Source organism: Leptospira semungkisensis, from assembly GCF_004770055.1.
Classification (GTDB): domain Bacteria; phylum Spirochaetota; class Leptospiria; order Leptospirales; family Leptospiraceae; genus Leptospira_B; species Leptospira_B semungkisensis.
Map to the genome: position 1 here is coordinate 77,129 of NZ_RQEP01000012.1, position 22,644 is coordinate 99,772.

The following is a 22,644-nucleotide window of genomic DNA, read 5'->3' on the forward strand; positions in this document are numbered from 1 at the left end:
CAACTCTATGAATGAAGAATCCATCCGGATCAGCCATCCTCGACAAGTCAAAGTTAACGAGATCAAGACCAAAGGAACGTTCGAATTAAAAGAAGGAGGGCTTCGCTCTTATTCGGAACAATTGGATCATGCGGGAGTGGGAGTAATCACTCTTAACCTGAATCCTGGCTCTAGTTTTAATCAGATCAAATTGCATCAGTCGGATGCGCAGGGAGCATTCTTTCCGGATGCGTTTAAATTCGAGATCTCTTTAGACGGCAAGGTTTGGGAACCTATCTTGCAAGAGACCGGGTTTAGGCGTTTGAACAAGAAGGTAGGTCAATGGAACTTCTCTCTTGTTCGTGCAAATTTTCTAAAATTGGTCAGCAAGGTTTCCGAGAAGGAAGGATCCAAGTTCAAGGTCTCTATAGGAGCATTGGAAGTCGGTATCTCTGGAGTTACTAAATTAGAAGTCAGTTCCGAAAGGGATCGTCTTTGGGTAAAAGAGAATCTGATCGATGAAAGGCCTGACTATGGTTGGTCTTCTGCGGACTCCGTTCAACCTAAAGAAGAATTCTTCTTAATGGATCTTGGTTCTATCAGTAGAGTGAATGAGCTCAGACTTCTTTCGCCCAAAGAAGGTCATTTATTTTTTCCGGAAACTTTTACCGTATATTATAGCGAAGACGATCTCACTTGGAATCAGCTCTTAGAGGAGAATCAATTCTTATCTGAACCAGGGACCTGGTATCAGTGGAGGTTCTTGCCTGCAAATATTCGCTTCTTGAAATTCGTATCCAGACCTCGCAAGATACAAAATAAGGAGAAGTACGGCACTTCTATCGCGGAAGTTGAATTGTATGCGGCCCCATACTTAAGCGATCTAACTCATAAGCCTACTGCTGAACCCCTTCCCTATGCTACTGTACTTCGCTCCGGTTTGGTGCGCTTGGCTGTGGATGGAGAAACTTCCGAAGGTGCTGCTGTACAGGCAAACGACAGAAGGCTAAGAGACGGCTCTACTGAATACAAAGGGATTGTTGAACTTGCTTCCGACGGAGAAGAGAAGGAAGGAGTTGTAGTCCAAGGAAATGATAAACGTTTAAAACATGCAAGTGAGGCTTCCTATGGCTTGGTTCGTCTTGCGTCCAATGGCGAAAATCGGGCAGATCGAGTCGTTCAAGGAAACGATGATCGCTTAAAGCCTTCTTCTACCCAAAGCTTGGGGATTGTTGAGTTAGCGGAAAACGGAGAGACTAAAGAAGGCACCGTTGTTCAAGGGAATGACGATCGCCTAAAGCATGCGTCCACTCAGAAGCATGGTCTTGTGCAATTAGCAGGACCAGGAGATAAGAGTCCTGGCAAGGTGGTCACTTCTGATGATCCGAGGTTGCGGAATGCTACTACGGAAAATTCTGGTATTTTAAGATTCGCATCCAATGGCGAAGAATCGGCAGAAGCTGCGGTCCAAGGAAATGATAAGAGATTAAAGCTCTCTACTCCTCAGTCTTATGGGATCGTGAAACTGGCTCTTTCGGGAGAAGCAAAAGAAGGCTCTGTTGTCCAAGGAAATGATGAAAGGTTGCGCCATGCGTCCACTGAGTATCCTGGAATTGTAAGTCTTGCTCCTAAAGGAAAATCTATTTCGAATCATGTAGTAACATCTGATGATCCAAGATTGTCGGACGCAAGAGAGCCTAAGCCTCACACTCATGAGTATGCTCCTAAAGAACATGACTTCAGTTCTCATACTGGACTCTTAAGGTTGAAGGGTTCTGTTGAGGCTCCCTATTCTAATATCTCCCCTCCTCCTGAAAATGCAGGTTTAATCTATGCTCGCAATGAGAGCGAGAAAGGTTCTGGAGTCGTCGGCTCGGGCAGGTTCGCAGGGATTTTGGCCTTTGGCGAAAAATTTGGAGTGAGAGGCGATAGTGCCTCCGGAGAAAAAGATGCCGCAGGTGTTTTAGGTCTCGCTAAGCGCGGATTTGGTGGATGGTTCCATTCCAGGTCAGGCCATGCAGTGTATGCAAGCGGCAAAGGAATTCCTCTCTTGAATGAGACCGGCTCCGGCAAGGCAATTCTTGCAGAAGGAGATTCCGATTTTGTAGGAACTATTTATGTGCAGACCGGAAAAGGTACTGATTGCATTGCGAAATTCTTTTCTGTACAATCTTCTGATGTGATTGCGGAAGGAGACCTTCTTGCGATGGGAGAAGACGGTAAATTGCATAAGTCTCGTCAGCCCAATGCAACGAATATCGTTGGTGTAGCTGTGAAATCGGCTGCAGTCGTTTTGGGTGAAAAGGCGCAAGACCCTGGGCAATGGTTAGTTGCAATTGCAGGAGTGGCACTTGCGAATGTAGAGGCTCAGTCTTATCCTGTTCAGCCTGGAGATCTTCTTTGCTCTGGACTTACTGGAGGTCATGTGGTTCGAGTCGCTCCCGAAAATCTAAAACCTGGGGCACTGGTTGCGAAGTCATTAGGCTTACAAAGAAGTGGCCGAGGGCTTGTTCCGGTTTTACTTAGTCATAGTTGAAAAAATCCCTGCCGTCTGTGGGGAAAGGTTAGAATGAAAAAAATATTAGATATTTATAAAGCGGCCAAATCGCCGGTTTACTCTTTCGAGTTCTTCCCTCCGAAGGCTCCTGAAGGAGAAGTGAAATTATTCGAGGCGGTGCGCGAACTTTCGAAAGTGGAGCCGGACTTTATCACTGTGACTTATGGAGCAGGAGGTTCTACTCGGGACAAGACGATCCGATTGACTTCGGAACTCGCAAAAGAATTTGCCCTTCCTGCGGCGGCTCATTTTACCTGCGTGGGCGGAGATAAAAATGAGATCCGAAATATCCTGAAGCAGATCCAAGAATCCGGCATTGTAAACCTGATGGCTTTGAGAGGAGATCCTCCTAAGGGAGAAGGTCATTTTAAAAAAGTAGAAGGTGGCTTTGGCTACGCGAGCGAACTCATTTCATTCATTAAAGAAGAAGGCTTCGATTTCTGCCTGGGCGCCGGCTGCTATCCGGAAAAACATCCAGAAGCAAAAAGTATAGAAGAAGATGTGGAGAATCTGAAAAGAAAAGTAGAAGCTGGTGCGTCTTATTTGGTGTCTCAGCTTTTCTTTAAGAATTCATCCTTCGAGTCCTTCTTGGATCTGATCCGTAAGAAAGGGATCCAAGTGCCGGTTGTTCCGGGGATTATGCCCATCACTTCTTTTTCTCAGATCGAAAGATTCAAGACGATGGCTGCTTGTGAATTTCCGGACGAATTGGTTTCCGAATTGGAAGCAGTCAAGGATGAGCCGGAAGAATTTTATAAAAGAAGCGTTCGGTTCTCTGTGGCCCAGTGCCGAGAGTTGGTCAAGATGGGAGTTCCCGGGATCCATCTCTATACTCTGAATCAATCTCCAGCTAGCTTGGATATTGTCCGAGAGCTGAAAAAATAAAAATCTATCAGTAGGCCCACTTTCGTTGGTAGAAGATCTTAGTTAAAATTCGATTTCGCGCCGGCTTGCTTATGAGTTGGCGGGAATATTCAGATTTTCTAAAGAAAGAGTTCCTTCTCTTTTTCTTTGGGAAGAAGTCCGGTCTGAAGAGCCTTCTCTTGCAAGAGTCGGATGGCCCTTCTTCCCTCTTCTCCTAAGCTTTTGGAATATTCATTTACATAGAGATCGATATGAGCATCGGCCACTTCTCTCGTTGTGGTTTGGGAATGACGAAGTATATAATCATACATATCTTCGCGGTTCATGTAAGCCAGGTCTAAGCTTTCTTTAATTGCCGAGTCCAAGGCGGCTTTTGTTTCTGCAGCGATGTCTCTTTGGATCGCGATACATCCTAAGGGAATATGGGCGCCGGTTGTTCCTTCCCACCATTCTCCTAAATCCTGTACTTTTTCGAGGCCTCTGTCTTGGTAGGTGAATCTTTCTTCGTGGATAACAATCCCAAAGTCAGCTTCTCCATTCTTGACCTTGTCCAGAATGTAATCGTAGCGCGTAGGAACAGGTGTGAAATTTCCTTTTAAATATAGATGAGTGAGTAGATTCGCCGTGGTCCATAGTCCAGGGACTAGAATATTTTTTCCTGTAGGAGTTCCTACATTTGCGCCCTTCTTCTTTACTATGATGGGTCCGCAGTTCCTTCCCAGAGCGGAACCGCTATCTAAGAGAGAATATTTGTCCGCCACTTGGAATAGTGCGGCAAAGGAGATCTTGGTTGCTTGGAATTTTCCTTGGTCGGCGAATCGATTCAGTTGTTCCACATCGTATAATTGTTCTTTGATGGAGAATGGCGCCTTTGTTTTTCCGGAGATGAGATGATAGAAGATAAACGTGTCGTTCGGACAGGGAGAGTATGCCAGACTAAGTTCCATTCTTCCAGCCAATCATTTTGGATTTCTTTGAAAACGAAAAAAGGAGGTAGGATCCTCAGGCTTTTTACAAATTGGAATGAAATATCGGATTCGGGTCCAAGTCGGTTTTGCAATCTTCTACTTCTTCTATTCTAAAAAACGGAAAGCCTTCCATTCATACGATCGCAATGGATCTGGACGGAACTCTTTTGGATTCTAAGGCTTCTATTTCCAGTTTGAATCATTATGTTTTGCAATCGGCTCTGGACTTAGGGATCGGATTGATCATTGCGACTGGGAGAAGGTTCTCTTCTGCCCTCCCCTATGCCAGAGAGTTTCGTGGAGATGTGGTTGTGGTGGCCAATAATGGGCAAGTTCTTCGTAGTTCTCCGAGCGGGGACAGGATTTCGGAAACGTATCTTTCTGCCCAAGCCGCAGGAGCGGTTTTGTCTCTCGGAAAATCGGAAGGCTTCTCTCCTCTTTTGCATGTGGATCGATTCGAAGAAGGTACGGATATCTTAGTCGAGTCGCCCATCACGGAGCCTTGTTTTCATAATTATTCCGGCGGCGACATGAGGCGAACCAGAGTCGTGTCGGATACTTTGGATCATGCAGAAGACAAGGCCTTAGTGGTCTGTTATCTTTCTCTTATGAAGGAACACTTGCAAGATCTAGAAACCAAACTATTAGCCCTTCCCGAAGCAAAGGAATATAGGACTGTGATCACTAAGATCCCCGGTGTTTCCTATTGTTTGGAAGTCTTGGAGAAGGGCGTTTCCAAATGGGCTGCTATCGAATCTTATTTAAAGGCTTCCGGTTTGGAAGAAACAGGAGTGATCTCTTTTGGAGACGAATGGAATGACAGGGAGATGTTGAAGCATTCCGGCTACGGATTCGCAATGAAGAATGCGGTTCCTAAATTGAAAGAGGAAGCAGAGTATATTACGAAATATTCAAATAATGAGGACGGGATCGCCATGACTCTTTTGGAGTTAGGCGTTCTTTCTTTTGCGTAAGGAGGAAGGTTTTTCTTCTACGATTACTTGGCAGCTTGAGCAGGCGTCTTCGTAACAGCCAAATCTGGTCTCCGTCTTCTTTGCCGTTCCGAAAATACTTCTGAAAGAAGATATGAGAGGAAAAGAAAGATAAAACGTGGCGGCTCCGACGACCAAATAAACGATTTTGTCCTGGGTTCCTATGTCCCAAATCATATAAGTCATTTTGAAAATGGTTCTCAATCTAAGCAAGAGGAATATTTTCCGATCACGCTGACAGTATTTTGACAAATGAGGCCCCAAAAAAGATATGATCGAAGCTACAGATGTGGTCCACTCTGCAAATTTTCCATTCGGAAGCAAGTGACAGGGATTTGTTTTCCATGGCGGATTCTTTTTCCTGGAAGACTTGCATGCGTACTGTGATCGTTTCCGATTCTAGGATCCATCCTTCTCCTGTTGATCTTCCTACTACTTGGGAAAGCAAGACTGGTTACGAAGCTTACCGTCTACTTCTCGAAATCATTTCCGGATTAAAGTCCAAATTATTTGGAGAGACAGAGGTACTCGCTCAATTCCGCCAGAGGTTCCAAGAACTTCCAGACCAAGCTTTTGGAGAATACCTCGCGAAATTAAGAGATAATCTGATCGAAGACTGCAGATCTCTTCGTTCCGGGTACTTGCAAAATTTAGGAGAGCAATCTTACGGTGGGTTGGCGGATAAATATTTGTCCGAAGCAAAGAACCCTCCCAAAGAGGTTGTGCTCTTTGGAACGGGACAACTTGCAGAGAAACTTTTACCTTGGCTTTCTAATTCAGATAAGAAAACGAAAATTGTAGGAAGAAATCCGGATCGCTTAGAATACTTGGCCTCCGTATCCAATTCTTCTTATCATCTAATGGAAGATTGGTCTCCGAATGGAGAGGCTTGGGTAATTGCAGCGCCAATGGATCTTTCTCCTTGGATGGACAAGCTCACTCCAGGAAATTTGGTCCTGGACTTTAGAGAAGAGCCTTTGGAATCTTCTTGGCCTTCTGGAGTTATTTATATTTCCTTTGCAGATATGCTTTCTTCCTTAAAAGAAACAGAAGAGAGAACTAGAAAAGTGAAGGAAGAATTAAAATCCGTTTTAGATGAGCTCTTACAAGAAAGAGAGTGGGAAGCTCATCAAATTGTATTCGGTTGGGATGACCTACCTTGTCCGACGTTTTAAGAATCGGTTCCCGAAAAAGTTCCCTCGCTAAACTACAGACCTGCTTAGTACAAGATTCTCTACGCAAATTGTATCCTGAGTTAGAGCTTCAGCTTCTATTTAAGGAAGCGAGCGGAGATCAGGACCTCACCACTCCTCTTTGGAAAATGGGCAGCAAGGGTGTATTCACACAAGATCTGACCAAGGAGCTTGTGGATGGGAATGTGGATGTAGTCATTCATTCTTTTAAGGATTTGGATTTGGATGGGAGAAAGGATACCGAAGTATTCATGGTTCTTCCTCGTGCCGATCAGAGAGACGTACTTCTCTGGAAGAAGTCGGCATTTGAAAATCCTCCAGCAGAATTAAAGATCCACTCTTCTAGTCCAAGAAGAGAATATAATCTTTCCGCATTTTTGCCGACTGCCCTTCCCTCTCGTTTACAAGGTCGTCCTATTAGTTTTCATCCAGTTCGGGGGAATGTGCAGACCCGTATTCGCAAATGGAAAGAGGATCCGAGCGTATCCGGCTTAGTGGTGGCGAAGGCTGCGTTAGACCGTCTTTTGGCTCAGGACTTTTCTTTTGCATCTACTCCAGAATATGAAGAAGTCCGAAATGGAATTGCAGAAACAATTCGTTCCGAACTCTTTATGGTGCTTCCTTTATCAAAAAATCCGAATGCACCCGCGCAGGGAGCTTTGGCTGCTGAGATCCGCAAAGGAGACGAGAAGACTAAGAAACTTCTTCTTCCTCTTTCAAATGCAAGAGAAGAGGCTGCCGTTGCAGAAGAGAGAAAGATTCTCTCTCAGTTCGGCGGAGGATGCCACCAAAAGATAGGCGTTTCTGTGATTCTGGGTGGTCCCGCAGATTTTCTTTTCGTTCGAGGAAAGACGGATTCTGGTCTTACTTTGGATGCTTTCGAGCGCTGGAAAGGTGAGCCTTTGCCTCTTCCTTCTTCTTTCGATGCAGTGTTCCCTAAGCCTAGGCAAGGGTTTAGGATGAAACGGTTTCCTTTACAGTCTTCTATTCCTTCCGAGAAATTTTGGTTTGTGTCCAGGGCGGACTCTTTGCCGGAAGAATGGAAACTTCCCGGTCCTGATACGATTATGATCGTGGCAGGAGCTAAAACTTGGGAGAAGCTTGCATCCAGAGATGTTTGGGTGAACGGTTCCACAGATGGTTTGGGCGAAGAAGATGCAAGCAAGATCGTGAGTATTCTCGGTGGCTCTCCCGAGTTTATCAAACTCACTCATGAGGAAAGTGATATTATCGAAGGCGTCTGGAAGAGATTCGTAACTTATAAAGTGGATTTCGACTCGGAGCAGCCTGATCTTTCCGAGTACTCTCACTTCTTCTGGATGAGCGCTTCTCAATTCGATCGCGCATACAAAAAAGATCCGAATCTTGCAGGCAAGATCCATTCTTGCGGTACTGGCGCGACATATAAGTATATTAAAAAAATATTAGGTTCCGAGGCGAAGGTATTTGCCTTCCCGAATTACGAATCTTGGGCCAAGGCCTGCCGGGGAGAGATTCCCGATTTTCTTTTAGAAAGAGGAATATTATGAATTCTGCAAGTGAGTTGGGTTTAAGAAGAAATCGAATCAATTCTCCTCTTAGAAATTTGGTTTCCTCCGAAAGTTTAAATCCTAAGAAACTGGTGCAGCCAATCTTTGTTGCGGAGAATTTAACTTCTCCCGAGAAAATGTCTTCCTTGCCGGGAGTATTTCGAGATAGCACGGAAAGTATTCTTTCTCAGATCGAATCCGATTTAAAAGCAGGAGTGGAGCATTTTCTTCTCTTCTTGGTGCCAGGGACTAAGTCAGATGTTTCTATTCCTAAGTCTTTTTATGAGAAGGCGATCGGTGGGATCAAGTCCAGATTTCCGGAAGCATTTCTTTGGGTAGACACTTGCCTTTGTTCCTTAACGACTCATGGTCATTGTGGTCTTTTGGATCCGAAAGGAAGAATAGAGAATGTAAGCTCGGTAAAAAGACTTTCGGAGCTTGCTCTTTGCTATGCTCAATCAGGAGCCGATGGTATTTCTCCTTCCGACATGATGGATGGAAGAGTGGCGAGTCATAGGAATATCTTGGATTTAAATGGATTCCAACATGTTCCGATCATGAGTTATTCTACTAAGTTTAAAAGCCAGTTCTACGGACCATTTAGAGAAGCCGCAGAATCCGCTCCGGGGCATGGAGATCGTTCTTCTTATCAGATCGATGTAAGGAATAGAGAAGATTCTCTTCTTTCTTCCGTAAGAGATGCCGCAGAAGGCGCTGATCTTTTGATGGTGAAACCTGGTATAACGTCTATTGATTTAATTCAACCAATTCGTGAGAAAACAGGATTGCCTGTAGGAGCATATCAGGTAAGCGGAGAGTATGCTTCTCTTGCCATGCTTGCTGAGAACGGTTTTTGTAAATTCGAGGATGCAGTTCGCGAGACCTGGCAGGTATTTTCTAGAGCGGGCGCTTCTTATTTGATCACGTATGCTGCAAGAAGAGGAAAGGAGATCCTGTACTAATGTATCCGAGTTCCAAAGAACTATTTGAAAGAGCCAAGAAGGTTGCTCCCGGAGGAGTGCACTCCCCTGTTCGATCCTTTCGCTCCGTAGGGGGAGATCCGGTCTTCTTTCAATCTGCGAAGGGTGCCTATCTCACCGATGTTTCCGGAAATGAATACATAGATTATTGTTTGAGTTTCGGGCCCTTGATCTTGGGGCATAGGGACCCCGAAGTCCAGGAAGTCGTATCTAAAACCGCTGAGCTCGCTTGGAGTTTTGGAGCTGCGGAACCTTATTCCTTGGAGTTGGCAGAATGGATCGTATCCAAGATCCCTTGGGTGGAAAAGATCCGTTTCGTAAACAGTGGAACCGAGGCAGTAATGAGCGCATTACGTGTTGCTCGTGCTGCCACCGGCAGGGATAAGATCCTGAAATTCGACGGATGCTATCATGGGCATTTGGATGCATTGTTAGTTAAAGCGGGTTCCGGTCTTGCGGGGGAATCTTCTTCCGATAGCGCAGGGATCGGTTCAGAGCTGATCAAAAATACATTGGTCCTTCCCTTAGATGACGAGAATGCGGTAGAAGAGCTCTTCTCTAAGGAAGGAAAGAATATTGCAGCACTCGTGATTGAACCTTTGCCTGCAAATTACGGTTTATTAATACAAAGAAAGGAGTTCCTTTCTAAGATCGTGGAGATTGCCAGAAAACACGGAAGCCTTGTGCTGTTTGACGAGGTTATTAGTGGATTTCGTGTAGGATTGACCGGAATGAGCGGAGAGCTTGGAATCAGTCCGGATCTGGTAACTTACGGAAAGATCATAGGCGGAGGATTTCCTGTCGGCGCGTATGCTGGAAAAGCAGAGCTTCTGGATCTGGTAGCTCCTCAGGGTCCGGTGTACCAAGCGGGAACCTTGAGTGCGAGTCCGTTCGGAATGAGAGCCGGACTTGCTACATTAAAAAAATGTGAAAGAGAAAATGTTTACAGCATTTTAGGATCTCGTACTCAAAAGCTTGTACGCGGACTCTTGTCCATATTGAAAGAAAGGGATTCTGAGGCAAATTGGGACTCTTTGGTCCATTCTTCGTTGTTTTGGTTCCATAAGGCATCTTCTTCTCCGATCCGGACTGTGGATGCGATCCCTGCCGGCCATAAGGAAGCATTTGCGAAAGTATTTCATGCTCTCTTGAACGAAGGAGTGTATTTGGCGCCTTCCGGGTATGAGGTCGGATTTATGAGCTTTGCTCACGATGATGCAATTATTGCCAAGACTCTTGAAAAAGCGGACTCTGCATTAAAGAAATTGAAAGTATAAAATGACTGATTTCAAATCTAAAAAGATCGTTTTGCCCGTTCTCTGGGTTCTCACTACGGTCTCCTTGGGAGTCTGGTGGCTCTTTTTAGATTTGAGGCAGAATAGGATGGCGACAGAGCTCGCATTCAAGATCGGTTTTGATGCAGAGAAAGAAGTATTAGAAAAACTAGATCGTCAAAGTTCAATGATTAAAATGGAAGGGACCTTCTTCTTGTTCTTGTTAGCAAGCGGAGGAGCGACCTTGGTTTGGCTAACTTTCCGTGAAGACAAGAGAAGCAAACTTATACAAGACTTCTTCTCTACAGTAACTCATGAAATCAAAACTCCTTTAGCTAGCCTTAGATTACAGGCAGAAAGCTTATTAGAAGAAGGAGTGGATGCCACTAAAGATCGCTTGCTCCATCGCTTGTTAAAAGACGCATCCCGTATAGAATCTCAAATGAACAAGGCTCTTTATTTGGCTAGTCTCATGAGATCAGAAGGTTTATTCTTAGAAGAGTTGGATCTGAAAAATTGGGAAGAAACTCTGAGAGAAGATTGGTCCGAGTTGGATATCAGAACAGATTGGAAGGAAAGAAAGATCCTCGCCGACAGAAGAGCTCTCGAAAGTATTTTTAGAAATCTCTTGGAGAATTCTGTCCAACATGGATCGGCTACCCAAGTGAAAATTTTTTCGGAAGCGATTCCTGGAAACAAGATCAAATTTACCTTCTTGGACAATGGAAAGGGATTCCATGGAAATCCGAAATTATTAGGAAGATTATTCTTACGTCATACGAGCACTAGTGGAACAGGCGTAGGACTTTATATCGCGAAAAAATTAACCAAGGCAATGGGTGGAAGCTTTGAGGTCCGCAATTCAGATTCGGGCGGATTCATGGCAGAATGGACACTCCCCTCTCCTGCAGCGCATGGAGAAAATAGATCGTGAAGGCAAAATTATTATTGGTCGAAGATGATCGTTCTCTAGGCGAAACCTTAAAGGAACGTCTGGAGAAGGAAGGCTACGAGATGGTTTGGACTGTCTCTGCTCAATCGGCGAGAGTGCTTGCTGTAGATGCAAAACCGGATCTGATCTTGTTAGATGTTCGCTTGCCCGATGGAGACGGATTCGAATTAGCCGAAGAGCTAAAGACTAGAAAAGATTGCCCTCCTTTTTTGTTTTTGACCGCTCATTCTGGAGCGCCGGAAAGATTGAGAGGATTTGAGTTGGGAGCGGAGGAATTCATTCCCAAGCCGTTTCATTTAAAAGAGTTGCTTATTAGAGTGAAGCATGTGTTGGAATCACATAAGCATTCCATAAAGCAGACCAAGTATTCGTACCAAGGATATCTCTTGGATTTTTTCGGATACAGCATTCATACTCCGCAAGGAGAAGAGATTCATTTGTCCAAGAGAGACTGTGCTCTATTGAACTTTCTAGTAGAAGAAAGAGGAAGAACAGTGAGTAGAGATGAGATCTTGGATCGCCTTTGGGGAGAGGAAAAATTTCCCACAAATAGAACTATAGATAATTCCATTGTGAGATTACGCCAAGCCTTTGAAGAAAAGGGAGAAGAGGCGATCCGTTCCGTACGAGGAGTGGGCTACCAATGGATCGGAGAACTGAAAGATGTCTAACAAGAGATTCGAAGCCGCAGTAAGGCTTGAGCCTCAAGCCATTCCGCCGATCTGGATGATGCGTCAGGCCGGCCGTTATCATTGGCATTATCAAAATTTAAGAAAGAAGCATAGTTTCGAAGAACTATGCAAGGTGCCGGAGCTCGCTGCCGAAGTTGCTTTCGGTCCTGTAAATGATTTCGACTTCGATACTGCTATTTTGTTTTCGGATATTCTATTTCCATTAGAAGCCTTGGGAATGGGGCTTCGATTCGGAGATGAGGGCCCGAAACTTGGCTGGCATCTTTCAGAGACCAAAGACCTGGAAAAGTTTTTTTCTCTCAGAGAAGCAGTGGATTTCATGAGCTTTCAGAAAGAAGCAGTCAGTCTAACTCGTAAGAGGATTGCAGAAGATAAGTCTCTGATCGGATTTATCGGTGGTCCTTGGACTTTGTTTTGTTACGCGACCCAAGGGAAGCATGATGGAAATCTAATACTTCCTAAGGTCTCTTTTGAAATGAGGGAAGGCTTCTACGAGAAGATCCTCCCCTTGCTCAAGGAAAACATTCGCTTACAACTGGAAGGAGGAGCGGAGCTCGTAATGATATTCGATACTGCTGCCGGAGACGCTTCTCCTGCATTCTTCCAAGAAGCGATTCTGCCTGCGATCCAGGCATTGGTGAGCGCATTTCCGGGTAAAATAGGATACTATGCTAAGAGTTTAGCGCCTGCCTCCTTGGAATCAGTACGATCCATCCCTGGGCTAGTCGGTTTTGGAATGGACCATCGGGCGGATATTACAGGATTGCTCGGCAATGGCTCTCATTTCGTACAAGGGAATTTTGACCAAGCGCTTCTATTTATGGAACCGGCGCAATTTAAGAAATATTTAATGGAATGGGTTCGTCCTTTCTCGGCAAAGACTCCTCAAGAAAGAGCCGGCTGGGTTTGCGGATTGGGCCACGGGGTGCTTCCTAAAACCCCGGAAGCGAATATTAGAACTTTCGTAAATACGATTCGGGAGGTTCTCGCATGAATTCTAAGACCGATTTGATCCGGAAATATGATGTTCCTGCTCCCAGGTATACTAGTTATCCTACAGTTCCTTATTGGGAGGATAATCCCACTAGAGAGGAATGGATCGACGCGATCCGAAGAAGGTTGATTCCGGAAGATTCTTCCGTTGCCTTATACCTTCATATTCCGTTTTGTGAAACTCTTTGTTCTTTTTGCGGATGCAATACCTCTATTACCAAAAACCATTCGGTAGAAGATCCTTATGTAGAGACTCTTCTTCAGGAATTCAAAAAATACAGAGAAGATGTTCCTGAACTGACCAAGAGAGAGCTGAGAGAGCTACACTTGGGAGGAGGATCTCCTACGTACCTATCCGAATCTAATTTGGAGAATCTTCTTAAGCCTATATTAGATTCCTGGAATATAGCCCCTTCTCCTGAGTTTTCTTTAGAAGTGGATCCTCGTAGGACAAGATTGTCTCAGTTAGAAGTGCTTGCAAAGTATGGCTTTAGAAGGATTAGCTTAGGTGTTCAGGACTTCGATCCTGAGGTGCAAAGGCTCGTGAATCGAATCCAACCTTATGAGCTGACTGCAGGGATCACGGAAGGAGCGAGAAAACTTGGTTATACTTCCGTAAACTTCGATCTTATCTACGGACTTCCTAAACAAACTAAAGAAAGTGTAAGGGAGACGATCGAGAAGACTCTCGCGCTCAGGCCGGATCGTATCGCATTCTACAGTTATGCTCATGTCCCTTGGATCAAGGCGGCTCAAAGGCTCTTTACCGAAGACGATCTTCCTAAAGGAGAAGATAAGAGAGAGTTGTATGAGATCGGAAGAGAGATGTTCCTTTCTGCCGGATATAAAGAAATTGGAATGGACCATTTTGCTTTAGAAACGGATTCACTTTACACAGCTTCTCTGGATGGACATCTTCATAGAAATTTTATGGGGTACACCACTAAGTCCACTGACCTTCTTTTAGGAATGGGAGTGTCTGCAATTTCGGATAGTTGGGATTGCTTCTATCAGAATGAAAAGATTTTGAAGAAGTTCCAGAGAAGGATTTCGGAAAGCGGTCATGCTTTACTCAGGGGACATAAACTGAATGCGGAAGATTTGGCACAAAGAGAACTCATTCTGAAATTATCTACTCTTGGCAGAGTGGAGGTTCCGGATCGGATTTTTGAAGAAGTACGGCTCTATTTGGCCTCTATGGAAGACGATAATCTAATAGAGTGGCAGGGAAATACCCTGCTCTTGACCGATTTGGGAAAACCCTTCTTGCGCAATGCGTGCACCGGGTTGGATCTTCGTTTGCGTAGAAAAAGCCCCGAAACCAAGGTTTTTTCTCAGTCAATTTAAGATCCGCGCTGAAATATCAGGAATTCTGAGATGTTTCTTCTAATATCGGGTTAATCGGAAATTTATTTCTTTTCGTCCAATTGTTGGGAGACTAACTGGGTTAGAAAAAGCTCGATCCTTGATATGATTCGTCTTTATAATATTTCTTCTTTTATTCGAAAGATCATTATTCTTTCTTTATTTGTTTTCGCTCCGATCGGAATTCTTCCGGTGACGGTACTACTACGCGAAGGAGGGAGGGTCAAGGGAGATATCATCACCCAGAACCAATCCTCCATTCTCCTACAAACAGAGTCTGGAAAGAGAAAGATCGATAAAGATTCCGTTCTAAAAGTCTTGTTCCATGACGTGGACGATGATCAGGAAGAAAAGATCAGAAAGGATGAAGAGGGCAAACTTGCCGCTGACAAAAAAGAGCAAGAAGACAAAGACTTAGCCCAGCGTCAGTTGGACGAAGAAAAACTGAAGCAAGACCAACTTAAGAAAGATGAAGAAGCCGCAGCAGCTGCGGCAGAAGAAGCTCGCAAGCAAGAAGAATTAAGAAGACTTGCTGCGGGACGTCCTTACAATTCTCTTTGGAGATCTGCGGTCATTCCTGGTTGGGGACAGTTCTATTCGGACAGAAAATTCCAAGGGATTATCTACCCTACCCTATTCGCTGCGGCAGCATTCGTTTCTTATGATAAGTACAGAGTCTATAGAGAAGCAGTTAAAGAATATGGTGAGATCGGAAATCCTTATTCTCAGACAAATATACTGTTAACTCTTTCCGGACATCCTCCCACTACCATAACTTCTACGACGTCTACTTCTCCTCTTTCCGCATATTTAGCGGATAAGTTTAGTCCAAGCCAGATCAAGTTAAAGAGAGAAGAGGCGGATAGCGATTTTAGAGAATACCAAGGCACATTATATGTGTTAGGCGGTATCTATTTGATTAACCTGATCGATTCCTTCTTCTTTGCGAATAGCATCAAATCTACAGTGCAAATGTCCGATGGTAAGAGCAAGGGAATGATACTCTCTGCTGTTCCTTCCGGAGTAAGTTCTGCCTCCGCAAATACGGGGAGCGGGTCTTATTCAGGAATGGAAACCAAATACACTTTCGGTTACAGATTCCAATTTTAAGATCCTTCGTCCTTCTTTGAGAAAAACTTCTTCTCCGGAACTTAGGATTTAATTGCCAACAGTCTCGGGCTCTTTAGCATGTATCCGTGGCAAAATCAGTACCGGATCATATCGTAATCGGCGCAGGGTTTACCGGCTTAGTGCATGCTTTTCTTTCCTTGGAAAAGGGAGAGTCTGTCCTGGTATTAGAAAAGAAAGATAGGGCTGGCGGTTTGATTCGTTCTGTTCCTACAGAATACGGCATCGTGGAGACCGCAGCAAACGGGATCCTGAATTGCTGGGAATTGGAAACTCTTTCTTCTAGATTAGGATTGGATTTATTATTTCCGGATGCAGATGCAAAGAAGCGATATATCTTTTCAGATAAAAAATTCAAACGTCTTCCTCTTTCCGTTTTTGAAATCATTCGATTTATCTTCTCCGCTTTGACGGTTCCGTCCAAGCCCATTCCTGGAGAGTCCATCTATAAATGGGGCAAACGAGTCGTAGGAGAATCATTTCTCTCCAAGGTCGTTGAACCTGCGTTAGGCGGCATTTATGCGGGAGATTTGGATGCAATGTCCGCCGAGTTCGTGCTCGGAAAATTCTTAGCAGAAGACGTCCCTCTTTGGAAGAATTTCAGATCGTATGCAAATTCCAGAAAAGGAAAACCTAAATTACACCCTGGAAGAAAAGGAACAGTCAGTTTCAGGGGAGGACTCGGTTCTATCTTGGGTGCTTTGGAAGCGAGAGTATCTAGCCAAGGCAAGATCAAATATAAACAAGAAATAATCAGCCTAAAAGATATTCGCAAAGCCTATCCGAATGCGCGGATCACTCTGGCGACTAACTTATCCTTTGCACTCAAGATTTTAAAAGCGGAGTTCAAAGAATTGAAAGGATACCAAGGAATGTTGGAGACCTTGCCAATAGTAAGTGTGACTCGCTTTGGAAAAGATTCGATCCTTTCCGGCAAAAAAGGATTCGGTGTATTATTCCCCAAGGATCATAAAAGTTTCTCCTCTGAATTGGGAATTCGAACAAGAGGGATTTTGTTTAACGATTTTATATTCTCCGGTAGGACTTCCGACGGAATCCACTCAGAGACGTATATCATGGGAGGAGCCGGAGATAGGGAGATCGCAAGCAAGGCAGAAGAAGAGATCATCTCCATCGTGGAGGAAGATAGAAAGAAACTACTTCCAAGCGGAGAGATTCCTTTGAACCATTATGTAACCGTTTGGAAGGATGCTCTCCCGGTGTATGGGCCTCAACTTTTTGCTTTCAATAGAGACTTGGATCGTGTGCTTCCTCCCGATATCAAGGTAGAAGGAAATTTTAGAAGCGGGATCGGTTTGAAATCTATTCTGGAGAGAGCCTTCGAACAATACGGACCTAAGACTTCTTAGAAGAAGACTTTGCTTTCTTTCGATCTGTATTTTCCTTCACTCTTAGCTTAACTATCTTCGCGATTAATTTTAAAGGAATAGGCTCTCCATGTTCAAATTGGAGAGTTCCCTTAGAAGTTCGATACTCGGACAACTCTTCTTGGAGAGTATTCAAAACACTGATCATAGGATAAAAACCTATATGTTTCTTAAAAGCGGCAAAGTAAACCAAGGTCCCATCTTGGTCGAATGCAGGCATATTATAGCTGATCTTTTCTTTTGAGAGAGGAGCGGATTTCTGAACCGCAGACCGGATCTCTTGCAGAGATATCTGTACTTCTTTAGGAAAAGAAGAGATGTATTGGTCTATAGTTTTGAATTTCTTTTGATTGGGTTCCATCGCCCTGCCCTCTCCGCAATCTATTTGGAGAATTTCTTTTTTAGCAGTTCCGACAGTTCCGTTAAATCCTTTTTTACCCAGGCAGCATCTTCTTCGAATTTTTTGTCAGACATCTCAGGGAGTTGAAAGAGAGTAAATACGAGCTCGCTTCCTTGATCGTTTGCAAGGATCCTCATAGGGTTGTTCACCTTTTTGTCCGGTCCAAAGATGACAGTATGATCTAGAACGCCATACTGGTTCTTCTCTGTAAAAACTGCCTTGAGTTCTCCCATGGGAGAATCGATCAACCATTCGCCATTTTCTAATGGTTGAATAGATTTGCATAATCCCGAGGCCCATTCCGGAAAATTTCTAGGATCTGCAAGATAGTCGTACGCAGTCTGGAGATCGACTGAAAGATGAATGCTGATATGTCGGACTGGATAGGTGCTCATATACTTGGGTGCCTATTTGAATGAATTGTGTGCCTTATTTGTTAAGTGAGACATGTTTCGCGTAACGTGTTAATCGCAACGACAAGAAACTTTTTCCTTTTTAGGGTCCCAGCCTCCGGAAGTTTTGCAAATGCAATTTATAAGAGAGCGGTTTTTCCCCGCCATCTTCGCTTCCAATACAAAGTCTGCAAGGGCTTTTAAGAAGGGGAGGTAAGATCCCGGCGCAGGAATTCTATGATATTCTTGGATTCCGAAAGAAAGAGCATGATCCTTGATCTGCACTCCTATTTCTTCAAGGGTTTCTAAGTGATCGCTTACGAAACTGATAGGATAGACTGCAATCCTCTTTCTTCCCTTCTCTCCTAGTTCCTGCATTTTATCCAAGGTATTCGGAGTGGTCCACTTGCTTGGCCCTACCCTACTCTGGTAGGACAAATGGATCTCTCCTCTAAAGCCTTTCTCTCTCAGTAGGGAAGTTAGATTTTCTACATTCTTCTCTATCTCTTCGGTATATCTGTCCCCTTTTTGAATGAGGCGGAGCGGAATTCCATGAGCGCTAAATACTAGATCCAACTCTTCCCAATTCGGGATCGGCTTAGAATGAAGATGTAAAAAATCTTTTTCGGAAAGTTTTCCTTGGAAGAAGTCTAGTATCAGATCTCGTACTGATTCTAAATATTCTTTTCTCTCGGAGAATGGTCTGATCCAATGAGGATCCGAGGCAGGACAAAATTCTAACTGCTTTTCCATAAGCATTGCAGTGGAAAGGATCGTAGATCTGGAGAAATGAGGAAACAAAGGAAGAAGCACGACTCCTTGGCTTGGGTCGGTCCATTCTTTCGGAAATTCCCTGATGTCAGGATATCCGCAGCACATTGCTGTCTTTACTTCCCAGCTTTCTCCGCTTTCTTCTAAGATTTTTTTCAATCCCTCTGCTTGCTTTTCTGTTTCATCAACTAAAGGAGATCCTCCTCCGAATCCCATGGAAGCATACGTCTCTTGTACTTTTTTAGAGCGAGTGGATGCGATCCATCTTGCGAGTCGGATCCTTAGAAATTCAGGAATAGGAAGGTCGAATACTAAAGGGTCTTCGAATAAGTCTTTCAGGAATTTCGGGATCTCTTCGGCACTTCTGGGTCCGCCTAAATTGATGAGTAATAGTTTGTTTTTCATTAACGAGAGATCCAATCTAGGAAGTTGGTGATTTGAAGTTCTACTGCGAACTGTTTCGTGCTAAGATAATTCCTGTACTGGCCGGAGAAGTTGGAGGTGATATCGGAAGTGTTCAGTCCTCCTTGGGTTTGGAAACTTCCCTGTCCGTACAATCTGTATTCGGTCAGCTTGAGTGAGAACATCCAAGAATTTAATATATAGGCTCCAGCCACATGAGTTTCCACTCCGTATCCTGAAGAATTACCGATGAAGTTCAGGTTTCTTTGGTAATGATAGTCTCTGTAATGAGTGTACCAAACATTCCCCATAAAGCCGGCCTCTAACATCCAGGTTCCTGTAGAATATCTATAGCCTAAGCCTAGAGGAAATTCCCAGGTGGAGTTAGAATAACTAAGTCCGATCCCGATTGGTCCGTAGGTAACCGGAGAAGTGGCGATCCATTGATTTACATCATATAGGTAGTATTTAAAATAAGTATAATGCGCTCCGCCTGAGATAAACATTCCCGCTCCTGCCTTTCGTGGGTCGGGATCGGATCCACCGAAATACTTTCTGGCTTGCAGGCTGATCCGATCTTGTTTCATCTTCAGTTTGCCTCTGCCGTCCGCGAAGTTCTGAGTGCCTGTAAAAGTATAAGGAGTATCGTAAAAGCTCAAATCCCGGAAGTCGATCTTAGTCCCTCTCTCTTGGGTAACGCTTCCCATAAAGAAGTCCTCGTCCCTCCCCTGTTCCGTTCTTTGGTTCTTAAAATTTGTTCTGTATCCGAGCCCGATCTCCCAACTATTCCACCAATGTTTAAGTTCGAGGCCGCCGTATTGGAATTCCCGATCATAAGTGATCCTGGATCCAGCCTTTACTCCTGAAAGATTCGGGAACTTAGTTCCTGATTCGAAGATATGCTGACCGCCATTCTGTCCAAATAGTCCTGTAATTGAACTGCGGGAGAGAAAATCCTTTAAGAAAGAAGAAGAACTTCCAGTAGAGGAAGATGTTTGGTCCGTCTTTTGGGATGATCCTTGAGTCAGTATGCTGGGAGTCTCCTTGTCTTGCGCCTGGATGTTTTGTATTTGGAAAAGAAAGATAGATAATAGCAAGAATCGAATTAGAATTTTCATTTCATCCTGAAGCCGAGGGGTGAGATGATTTCACCCCTATCGGAATTCCTGTTCCGCTAGGCCATCTCCCCAGCATTATCCCCTACCCTACCGTTTCAATTCGGTTTTTTCGCCCTCAGAGGTCAATGAGACATAGGTTTTCTTGACAAATTCTGACTTTAGAGGGAACAAGAGGATAGTTCCGGAGTTGTTGTGAAAGCGAGATTATTGAGCGTCGAAGAAGTACTTTCCGAATACGCCTTAGGTTCCGAGAAAGAATTCTTGGAGAAGGCTCAGGCCTGGTCATTGCCTAAGGATGGAAAGGGAAAATACAAAGCAGATGTTTTGGACAAGTACTTCTCCAAGAAGGATAAGAGTGCATACGAGTCTGTGATCATCGCAGTTTCTAATCAAAAAGGTGGCGAAGGAAAAACCACAGTCTCCATTTGCTTGGCTGAGGCTTTGGCCAAGGCGGGCAAGAAAGTGCTTCTATTGGACTGGGACGCTCAGGCCAATATTACCCAGCTTTATGTAGGCCAAACGGAGAAGTCTATATTCCATTCTCTTGGGTATAAGAACGAGGACAAGCTTCCTATTTCGGAGATCATAGTGAATCTCGCTCCAGGATTGGATCTGGTTCCTTCTTCCATTCATTTGGCGAACTTTACTACTCCGTATGAGAGAGACGATTTCGATCTATTGAAAGAAGCTCTTCTTCCTGTGCGTTCTTCTTATGAGTATATTATTATAGATTGTCCTCCTTCTCTTGGATTGATCCTGGAGAATGCGCTTATCGCTGCTGACTCTGTCTTGGTTCCGATCCAGACTAGAGCGTTTAGCGTGCAGGGACTGAAAGATCTTCATGGCACCATAGAGAAGATCCGTAAAAAAGCAAATCCGACCCTTGGACTTTTGGGTGCGGTATTGAATCAATATGAGGACTCGAGGGCTCTTTCCGGTCTGGCAGAGACAGTGCGTAAGTATTTTCCTGTTTTTGAATCAGTAGTTTATAGAAGAGAAGCTATTCCTCAGTCCCAAGCAAAACGTAAACTTTTATCAGAATATGATCCTAAGGCGATGCAAATGTTTTCCATTCTCGCTGAAGAAGTGATGAGGAGATCCGATGGCAAAAAGAGCTGATTTCGCAGGACTGGATTTGCTGACCGCATTCGGCGGAGAAGAAACTTCTAAAAAGGAGATCTCTCTCTCGGATATTCTTACTAATCCGGATCAACCCAGGGTCTTTGGCAAAGAAGATGTGGGAGACTTGGTCGAATCCATGAAGAGGCTCGGACTGATCGAGCCGATCGTGGTCCGCAAGCAGGGCAAAAAATTCCAGATCGTCGCAGGAGAGAGAAGATTTCAGGCGGCGAAGATCTTAGGTTGGAAATCGGTGCCTGTGGTGGAGACCGAGGCTTCCGAAGATAGATGCTATGAGATCGCCTTGGCTGAGAACGAAAAGAGAAAGAGCCTAAATCCTTGGGAAGTGGGGCGAGCAATTCAGTTCTTAAGAAAGGAAAGAAAGAAAACTGCCGAAGAGGTAGGAAAGATTCTAGGCTACACTGAAAGATATGTGAAGCAATTGAGCTCCATTGCTAGATTGGATCAGAAATCGGTCTCCGAGATGTTGAAGACCGGAGCAGAGCCTTCTGTTAAGAACCTTGAAACCTTATTAAAGAAGAAGGAAGGCAGAGGGGGTGAAATGATTTCACCCCGCAAGTCTCCTGAGAGGATCGTTGTCGACCTAAAGTCTCTCAGCTCCAAGAACAGAGATTCTTTTCTAAAGGAACTTTCCAATCTAAAGAAAAAATACGGATTAAGCTGAACCTTCTTCTTTTTTTCTCGTTGGAGAAAACCCCCGTTTTTCTATTTTGTTCTCAGACGACCGCTTCGAGAAAGGCTTCGCTCGACTCTCGGAGTAAATCCGTTTTATATTAAGGAATCGAATGAAAATCGGTATCATAGTAGCTTCTCAACAAAAAGAATCCCAGTCCGCAAAAGTAGGAGCCTTCTTAGGTTCAAAATTGAAAGAAATGTCAGTCGATACTTGGACTCTGGACCTTGGAAAGAATCCTCTTCCTTTGTACGACTCGACCCAGACGGAGTCCAATTCTGTTTGGCAGGGAGTTTGGAAACCGATCGACTCAGAACTAAAGAGCTCAGAAGGTTTTGTGGTAGTTACTCCCGAGTATGGCGGAATGGCCAGCCCAGCGAGTAAGAATTTCTTCTTACATGCGGGTCTTGCTCAGTTGGGTCATAAGCCTGCGCTTCTTGCATCTGTTTCTTCCGGAAGAGGTGGTGCATTTCCGATCAACGAACTCCGAGCTAGTTCTTATAAAAATTCTAAGATCTGTTATCTTCCTGAGCATTTGATCTTTAGGGATGTGGAGCATCTTGTCAACGGAGGTGAGCCTGCTTCTCCTGAAGATACTTTCATCCGGGACAGAAGCGTGTTTGCCTTAAAGATTCTCATCGCTTACGCAAATTCTCTTTCTGAGATTCGCGAATCTGGAGTGGTCTATGATGCCCGCTTTAAGAACGGAATGTCCTGAAGAATATTTGAAATCTAAGAAATCTTGAAAATACGTTCTCGGGCTGCAGAAACGGGCCAGGAATGAAATTCCAAATGCGACATAATTTTTCCGTACCAAAGGGAATTCTGGGATAGGGGAGGGCCCTATCTTCTTCCGGAAAGGGCTCGAGAATTTAGTTTGCAAACCCGATCTTT

General features: G+C 44.3%; 21 protein-coding genes. 16 read left to right on the plus strand and 5 right to left on the minus strand.

The features are described 5' to 3' along the window. The first annotated feature begins 7 nt into the window (after positions 1-7). Positions 8-2,515 (plus strand): discoidin domain-containing protein, encoded by a 2,508-nt coding sequence (locus EHO59_RS09955; RefSeq protein WP_135587476.1) that lies wholly within the window; start codon positions 8-10, stop codon positions 2,513-2,515. 33 nt (positions 2,516-2,548) lie between these two features. Then, on the plus strand, positions 2,549-3,421 hold the full coding sequence (metF, locus tag EHO59_RS09960) for a methylenetetrahydrofolate reductase [NAD(P)H] (RefSeq protein ID WP_135587478.1): 873 nt from the start codon (positions 2,549-2,551) through the stop codon (positions 3,419-3,421). 98 nt (positions 3,422-3,519) lie between these two features. On the opposite strand, the gene EHO59_RS09965 is transcribed toward metF, so the two are convergent. Beyond that, a complete protein-coding gene (locus EHO59_RS09965; protein ID WP_167882099.1) occupies positions 3,520-4,347 on the minus strand; it encodes a 1,4-dihydroxy-6-naphtoate synthase in 828 nt (275 codons plus the stop codon). Positions 4,348-4,514: 167 nt separating this feature from the next. On the opposite strand from EHO59_RS09965, the gene EHO59_RS09970 reads away from it, so the two are divergent. From EHO59_RS09970 to hemG, 11 genes are all read left to right on the plus strand, one after another. After that, complete coding sequence (locus EHO59_RS09970; protein WP_135587913.1) at positions 4,515-5,342, plus strand: Cof-type HAD-IIB family hydrolase; 828 nt, start codon at positions 4,515-4,517, stop codon at positions 5,340-5,342. A 305-nt stretch (positions 5,343-5,647) separates the two neighbouring features. Then, positions 5,648-6,535: a glutamyl-tRNA reductase gene (locus EHO59_RS09980; RefSeq protein ID WP_135587482.1), complete on the plus strand. Its 888-nt coding sequence runs from the start codon at positions 5,648-5,650 to the stop codon at positions 6,533-6,535. Beyond that, on the plus strand, positions 6,520-8,082 hold the full coding sequence (hemC, locus tag EHO59_RS09985) for a hydroxymethylbilane synthase (protein WP_135587484.1): 1,563 nt from the start codon (positions 6,520-6,522) through the stop codon (positions 8,080-8,082). Before EHO59_RS09980 ends, hemC begins: the two co-directional genes overlap by 16 nt. After that, positions 8,079-9,044 carry a porphobilinogen synthase gene (gene hemB, locus EHO59_RS09990; RefSeq protein ID WP_135587486.1) on the plus strand — a complete coding sequence of 322 codons (966 nt, stop codon included), beginning with the start codon at positions 8,079-8,081 and terminating at the stop codon, positions 9,042-9,044. Before hemC ends, hemB begins: the two co-directional genes overlap by 4 nt. Continuing rightward, entirely contained in the window at positions 9,044-10,339 is a 1,296-nt protein-coding gene (hemL, locus tag EHO59_RS09995; protein ID WP_135587488.1) for a glutamate-1-semialdehyde 2,1-aminomutase, read from the plus strand. Before hemB ends, hemL begins: the two co-directional genes overlap by 1 nt. A 1-nt stretch (position 10,340) precedes the next feature. Next, on the plus strand, positions 10,341-11,270 hold the full coding sequence (locus EHO59_RS10000) for a sensor histidine kinase (protein WP_135587490.1): 930 nt from the start codon (positions 10,341-10,343) through the stop codon (positions 11,268-11,270). Next, positions 11,267-11,959 carry a response regulator transcription factor gene (locus EHO59_RS10005; RefSeq protein ID WP_135587492.1) on the plus strand — a complete coding sequence of 231 codons (693 nt, stop codon included), beginning with the start codon at positions 11,267-11,269 and terminating at the stop codon, positions 11,957-11,959. The genes EHO59_RS10000 and EHO59_RS10005 overlap by 4 nt, the downstream gene beginning before the upstream one ends. Continuing rightward, positions 11,952-12,974: a uroporphyrinogen decarboxylase family protein gene (locus EHO59_RS10010; RefSeq protein WP_135587493.1), complete on the plus strand. Its 1,023-nt coding sequence runs from the start codon at positions 11,952-11,954 to the stop codon at positions 12,972-12,974. Before EHO59_RS10005 ends, EHO59_RS10010 begins: the two co-directional genes overlap by 8 nt. Next, a complete protein-coding gene (gene hemN, locus EHO59_RS10015) occupies positions 12,971-14,320 on the plus strand; it encodes an oxygen-independent coproporphyrinogen III oxidase (protein ID WP_135587494.1) in 1,350 nt (449 codons plus the stop codon). Before EHO59_RS10010 ends, hemN begins: the two co-directional genes overlap by 4 nt. 123 nt (positions 14,321-14,443) lie before the next feature. Beyond that, the gene (locus EHO59_RS10020) at positions 14,444-15,448 is read left to right on the plus strand and encodes a DUF5683 domain-containing protein (protein ID WP_135587495.1); all 1,005 of its coding nucleotides are present in this window, start codon (positions 14,444-14,446) and stop codon (positions 15,446-15,448) included. Positions 15,449-15,534: 86 nt separating this feature from the next. Then, the gene (gene hemG, locus EHO59_RS10025) at positions 15,535-16,836 is read left to right on the plus strand and encodes a protoporphyrinogen oxidase (protein ID WP_135587497.1); all 1,302 of its coding nucleotides are present in this window, start codon (positions 15,535-15,537) and stop codon (positions 16,834-16,836) included. On the opposite strand, the gene EHO59_RS10030 is transcribed toward hemG, so the two are convergent. The 4 genes from EHO59_RS10030 to EHO59_RS10045 form a co-directional block, all read right to left on the minus strand. Further along, entirely contained in the window at positions 16,823-17,215 is a 393-nt protein-coding gene (locus EHO59_RS10030; protein ID WP_135587500.1) for an iron chaperone, read from the minus strand. The genes hemG and EHO59_RS10030 overlap by 14 nt on opposite strands. Positions 17,216-17,235: 20 nt before the next feature. Beyond that, complete coding sequence (locus EHO59_RS10035) at positions 17,236-17,649, minus strand: SRPBCC family protein (RefSeq protein WP_135587502.1); 414 nt, start codon at positions 17,647-17,649, stop codon at positions 17,236-17,238. Positions 17,650-17,718: 69 nt separating this feature from the next. Continuing rightward, positions 17,719-18,822 (minus strand): ferrochelatase, encoded by a 1,104-nt coding sequence (hemH, locus tag EHO59_RS10040; RefSeq protein ID WP_135587504.1) that lies wholly within the window; start codon positions 18,820-18,822, stop codon positions 17,719-17,721. Continuing rightward, a complete protein-coding gene (locus EHO59_RS10045; RefSeq protein ID WP_135587506.1) occupies positions 18,822-19,937 on the minus strand; it encodes a putative porin in 1,116 nt (371 codons plus the stop codon). Before EHO59_RS10045 ends, hemH begins: the two co-directional genes overlap by 1 nt. 192 nt (positions 19,938-20,129) lie before the next feature. Between EHO59_RS10045 and EHO59_RS10050 the strand changes: the two genes are divergently transcribed. From EHO59_RS10050 to EHO59_RS10060, 3 genes are all read left to right on the plus strand, one after another. After that, complete coding sequence (locus tag EHO59_RS10050; protein ID WP_135587508.1) at positions 20,130-21,056, plus strand: ParA family protein; 927 nt, start codon at positions 20,130-20,132, stop codon at positions 21,054-21,056. Next, positions 21,040-21,741, plus strand: a complete 702-nt coding sequence (locus tag EHO59_RS10055) for a ParB/RepB/Spo0J family partition protein (RefSeq protein WP_135587510.1) — start codon at positions 21,040-21,042, stop codon at positions 21,739-21,741. Before EHO59_RS10050 ends, EHO59_RS10055 begins: the two co-directional genes overlap by 17 nt. A gap of 121 nt (positions 21,742-21,862) precedes the next feature. Beyond that, positions 21,863-22,468 carry an NADPH-dependent FMN reductase gene (locus EHO59_RS10060; RefSeq protein ID WP_135587512.1) on the plus strand — a complete coding sequence of 202 codons (606 nt, stop codon included), beginning with the start codon at positions 21,863-21,865 and terminating at the stop codon, positions 22,466-22,468. The last annotated feature ends 176 nt before the right edge of the window (positions 22,469-22,644 follow it).

Bases quoted from the DNA above. Each gene is read 5' to 3' on its own strand.
- EHO59_RS09955 (WP_135587476.1), top strand. From the start codon at position 8: ATGAATGAAGAATCCATCCGGATCAGCCATCCTCGACAAGTCAAAGTT.
- metF (WP_135587478.1), top strand. From the start codon at position 2,549: ATGAAAAAAATATTAGATATTTATAAAGCGGCCAAATCGCCGGTTTAC.
- EHO59_RS09965 (WP_167882099.1), bottom strand. From the start codon at position 4,347: ATGGAACTTAGTCTGGCATACTCTCCCTGTCCGAACGACACGTTTATC.
- EHO59_RS09970 (WP_135587913.1), top strand. From the start codon at position 4,515: ATGGATCTGGACGGAACTCTTTTGGATTCTAAGGCTTCTATTTCCAGT.
- EHO59_RS09980 (WP_135587482.1), top strand. From the start codon at position 5,648: ATGTGGTCCACTCTGCAAATTTTCCATTCGGAAGCAAGTGACAGGGAT.
- hemB (WP_135587486.1), top strand. From the start codon at position 8,079: ATGAATTCTGCAAGTGAGTTGGGTTTAAGAAGAAATCGAATCAATTCT.
- hemL (WP_135587488.1), top strand. From the start codon at position 9,044: ATGTATCCGAGTTCCAAAGAACTATTTGAAAGAGCCAAGAAGGTTGCT.
- EHO59_RS10000 (WP_135587490.1), top strand. From the start codon at position 10,341: ATGACTGATTTCAAATCTAAAAAGATCGTTTTGCCCGTTCTCTGGGTT.
- EHO59_RS10010 (WP_135587493.1), top strand. From the start codon at position 11,952: ATGTCTAACAAGAGATTCGAAGCCGCAGTAAGGCTTGAGCCTCAAGCC.
- hemN (WP_135587494.1), top strand. From the start codon at position 12,971: ATGAATTCTAAGACCGATTTGATCCGGAAATATGATGTTCCTGCTCCC.
- EHO59_RS10020 (WP_135587495.1), top strand. From the start codon at position 14,444: ATGATTCGTCTTTATAATATTTCTTCTTTTATTCGAAAGATCATTATT.
- EHO59_RS10030 (WP_135587500.1), bottom strand. From the start codon at position 17,215: ATGGAACCCAATCAAAAGAAATTCAAAACTATAGACCAATACATCTCT.
- EHO59_RS10035 (WP_135587502.1), bottom strand. From the start codon at position 17,649: ATGAGCACCTATCCAGTCCGACATATCAGCATTCATCTTTCAGTCGAT.
- hemH (WP_135587504.1), bottom strand. From the start codon at position 18,822: ATGAAAAACAAACTATTACTCATCAATTTAGGCGGACCCAGAAGTGCC.
- EHO59_RS10045 (WP_135587506.1), bottom strand. From the start codon at position 19,937: ATGAAAATTCTAATTCGATTCTTGCTATTATCTATCTTTCTTTTCCAA.
- EHO59_RS10055 (WP_135587510.1), top strand. From the start codon at position 21,040: ATGGCAAAAAGAGCTGATTTCGCAGGACTGGATTTGCTGACCGCATTC.
- EHO59_RS10060 (WP_135587512.1), top strand. From the start codon at position 21,863: ATGAAAATCGGTATCATAGTAGCTTCTCAACAAAAAGAATCCCAGTCC.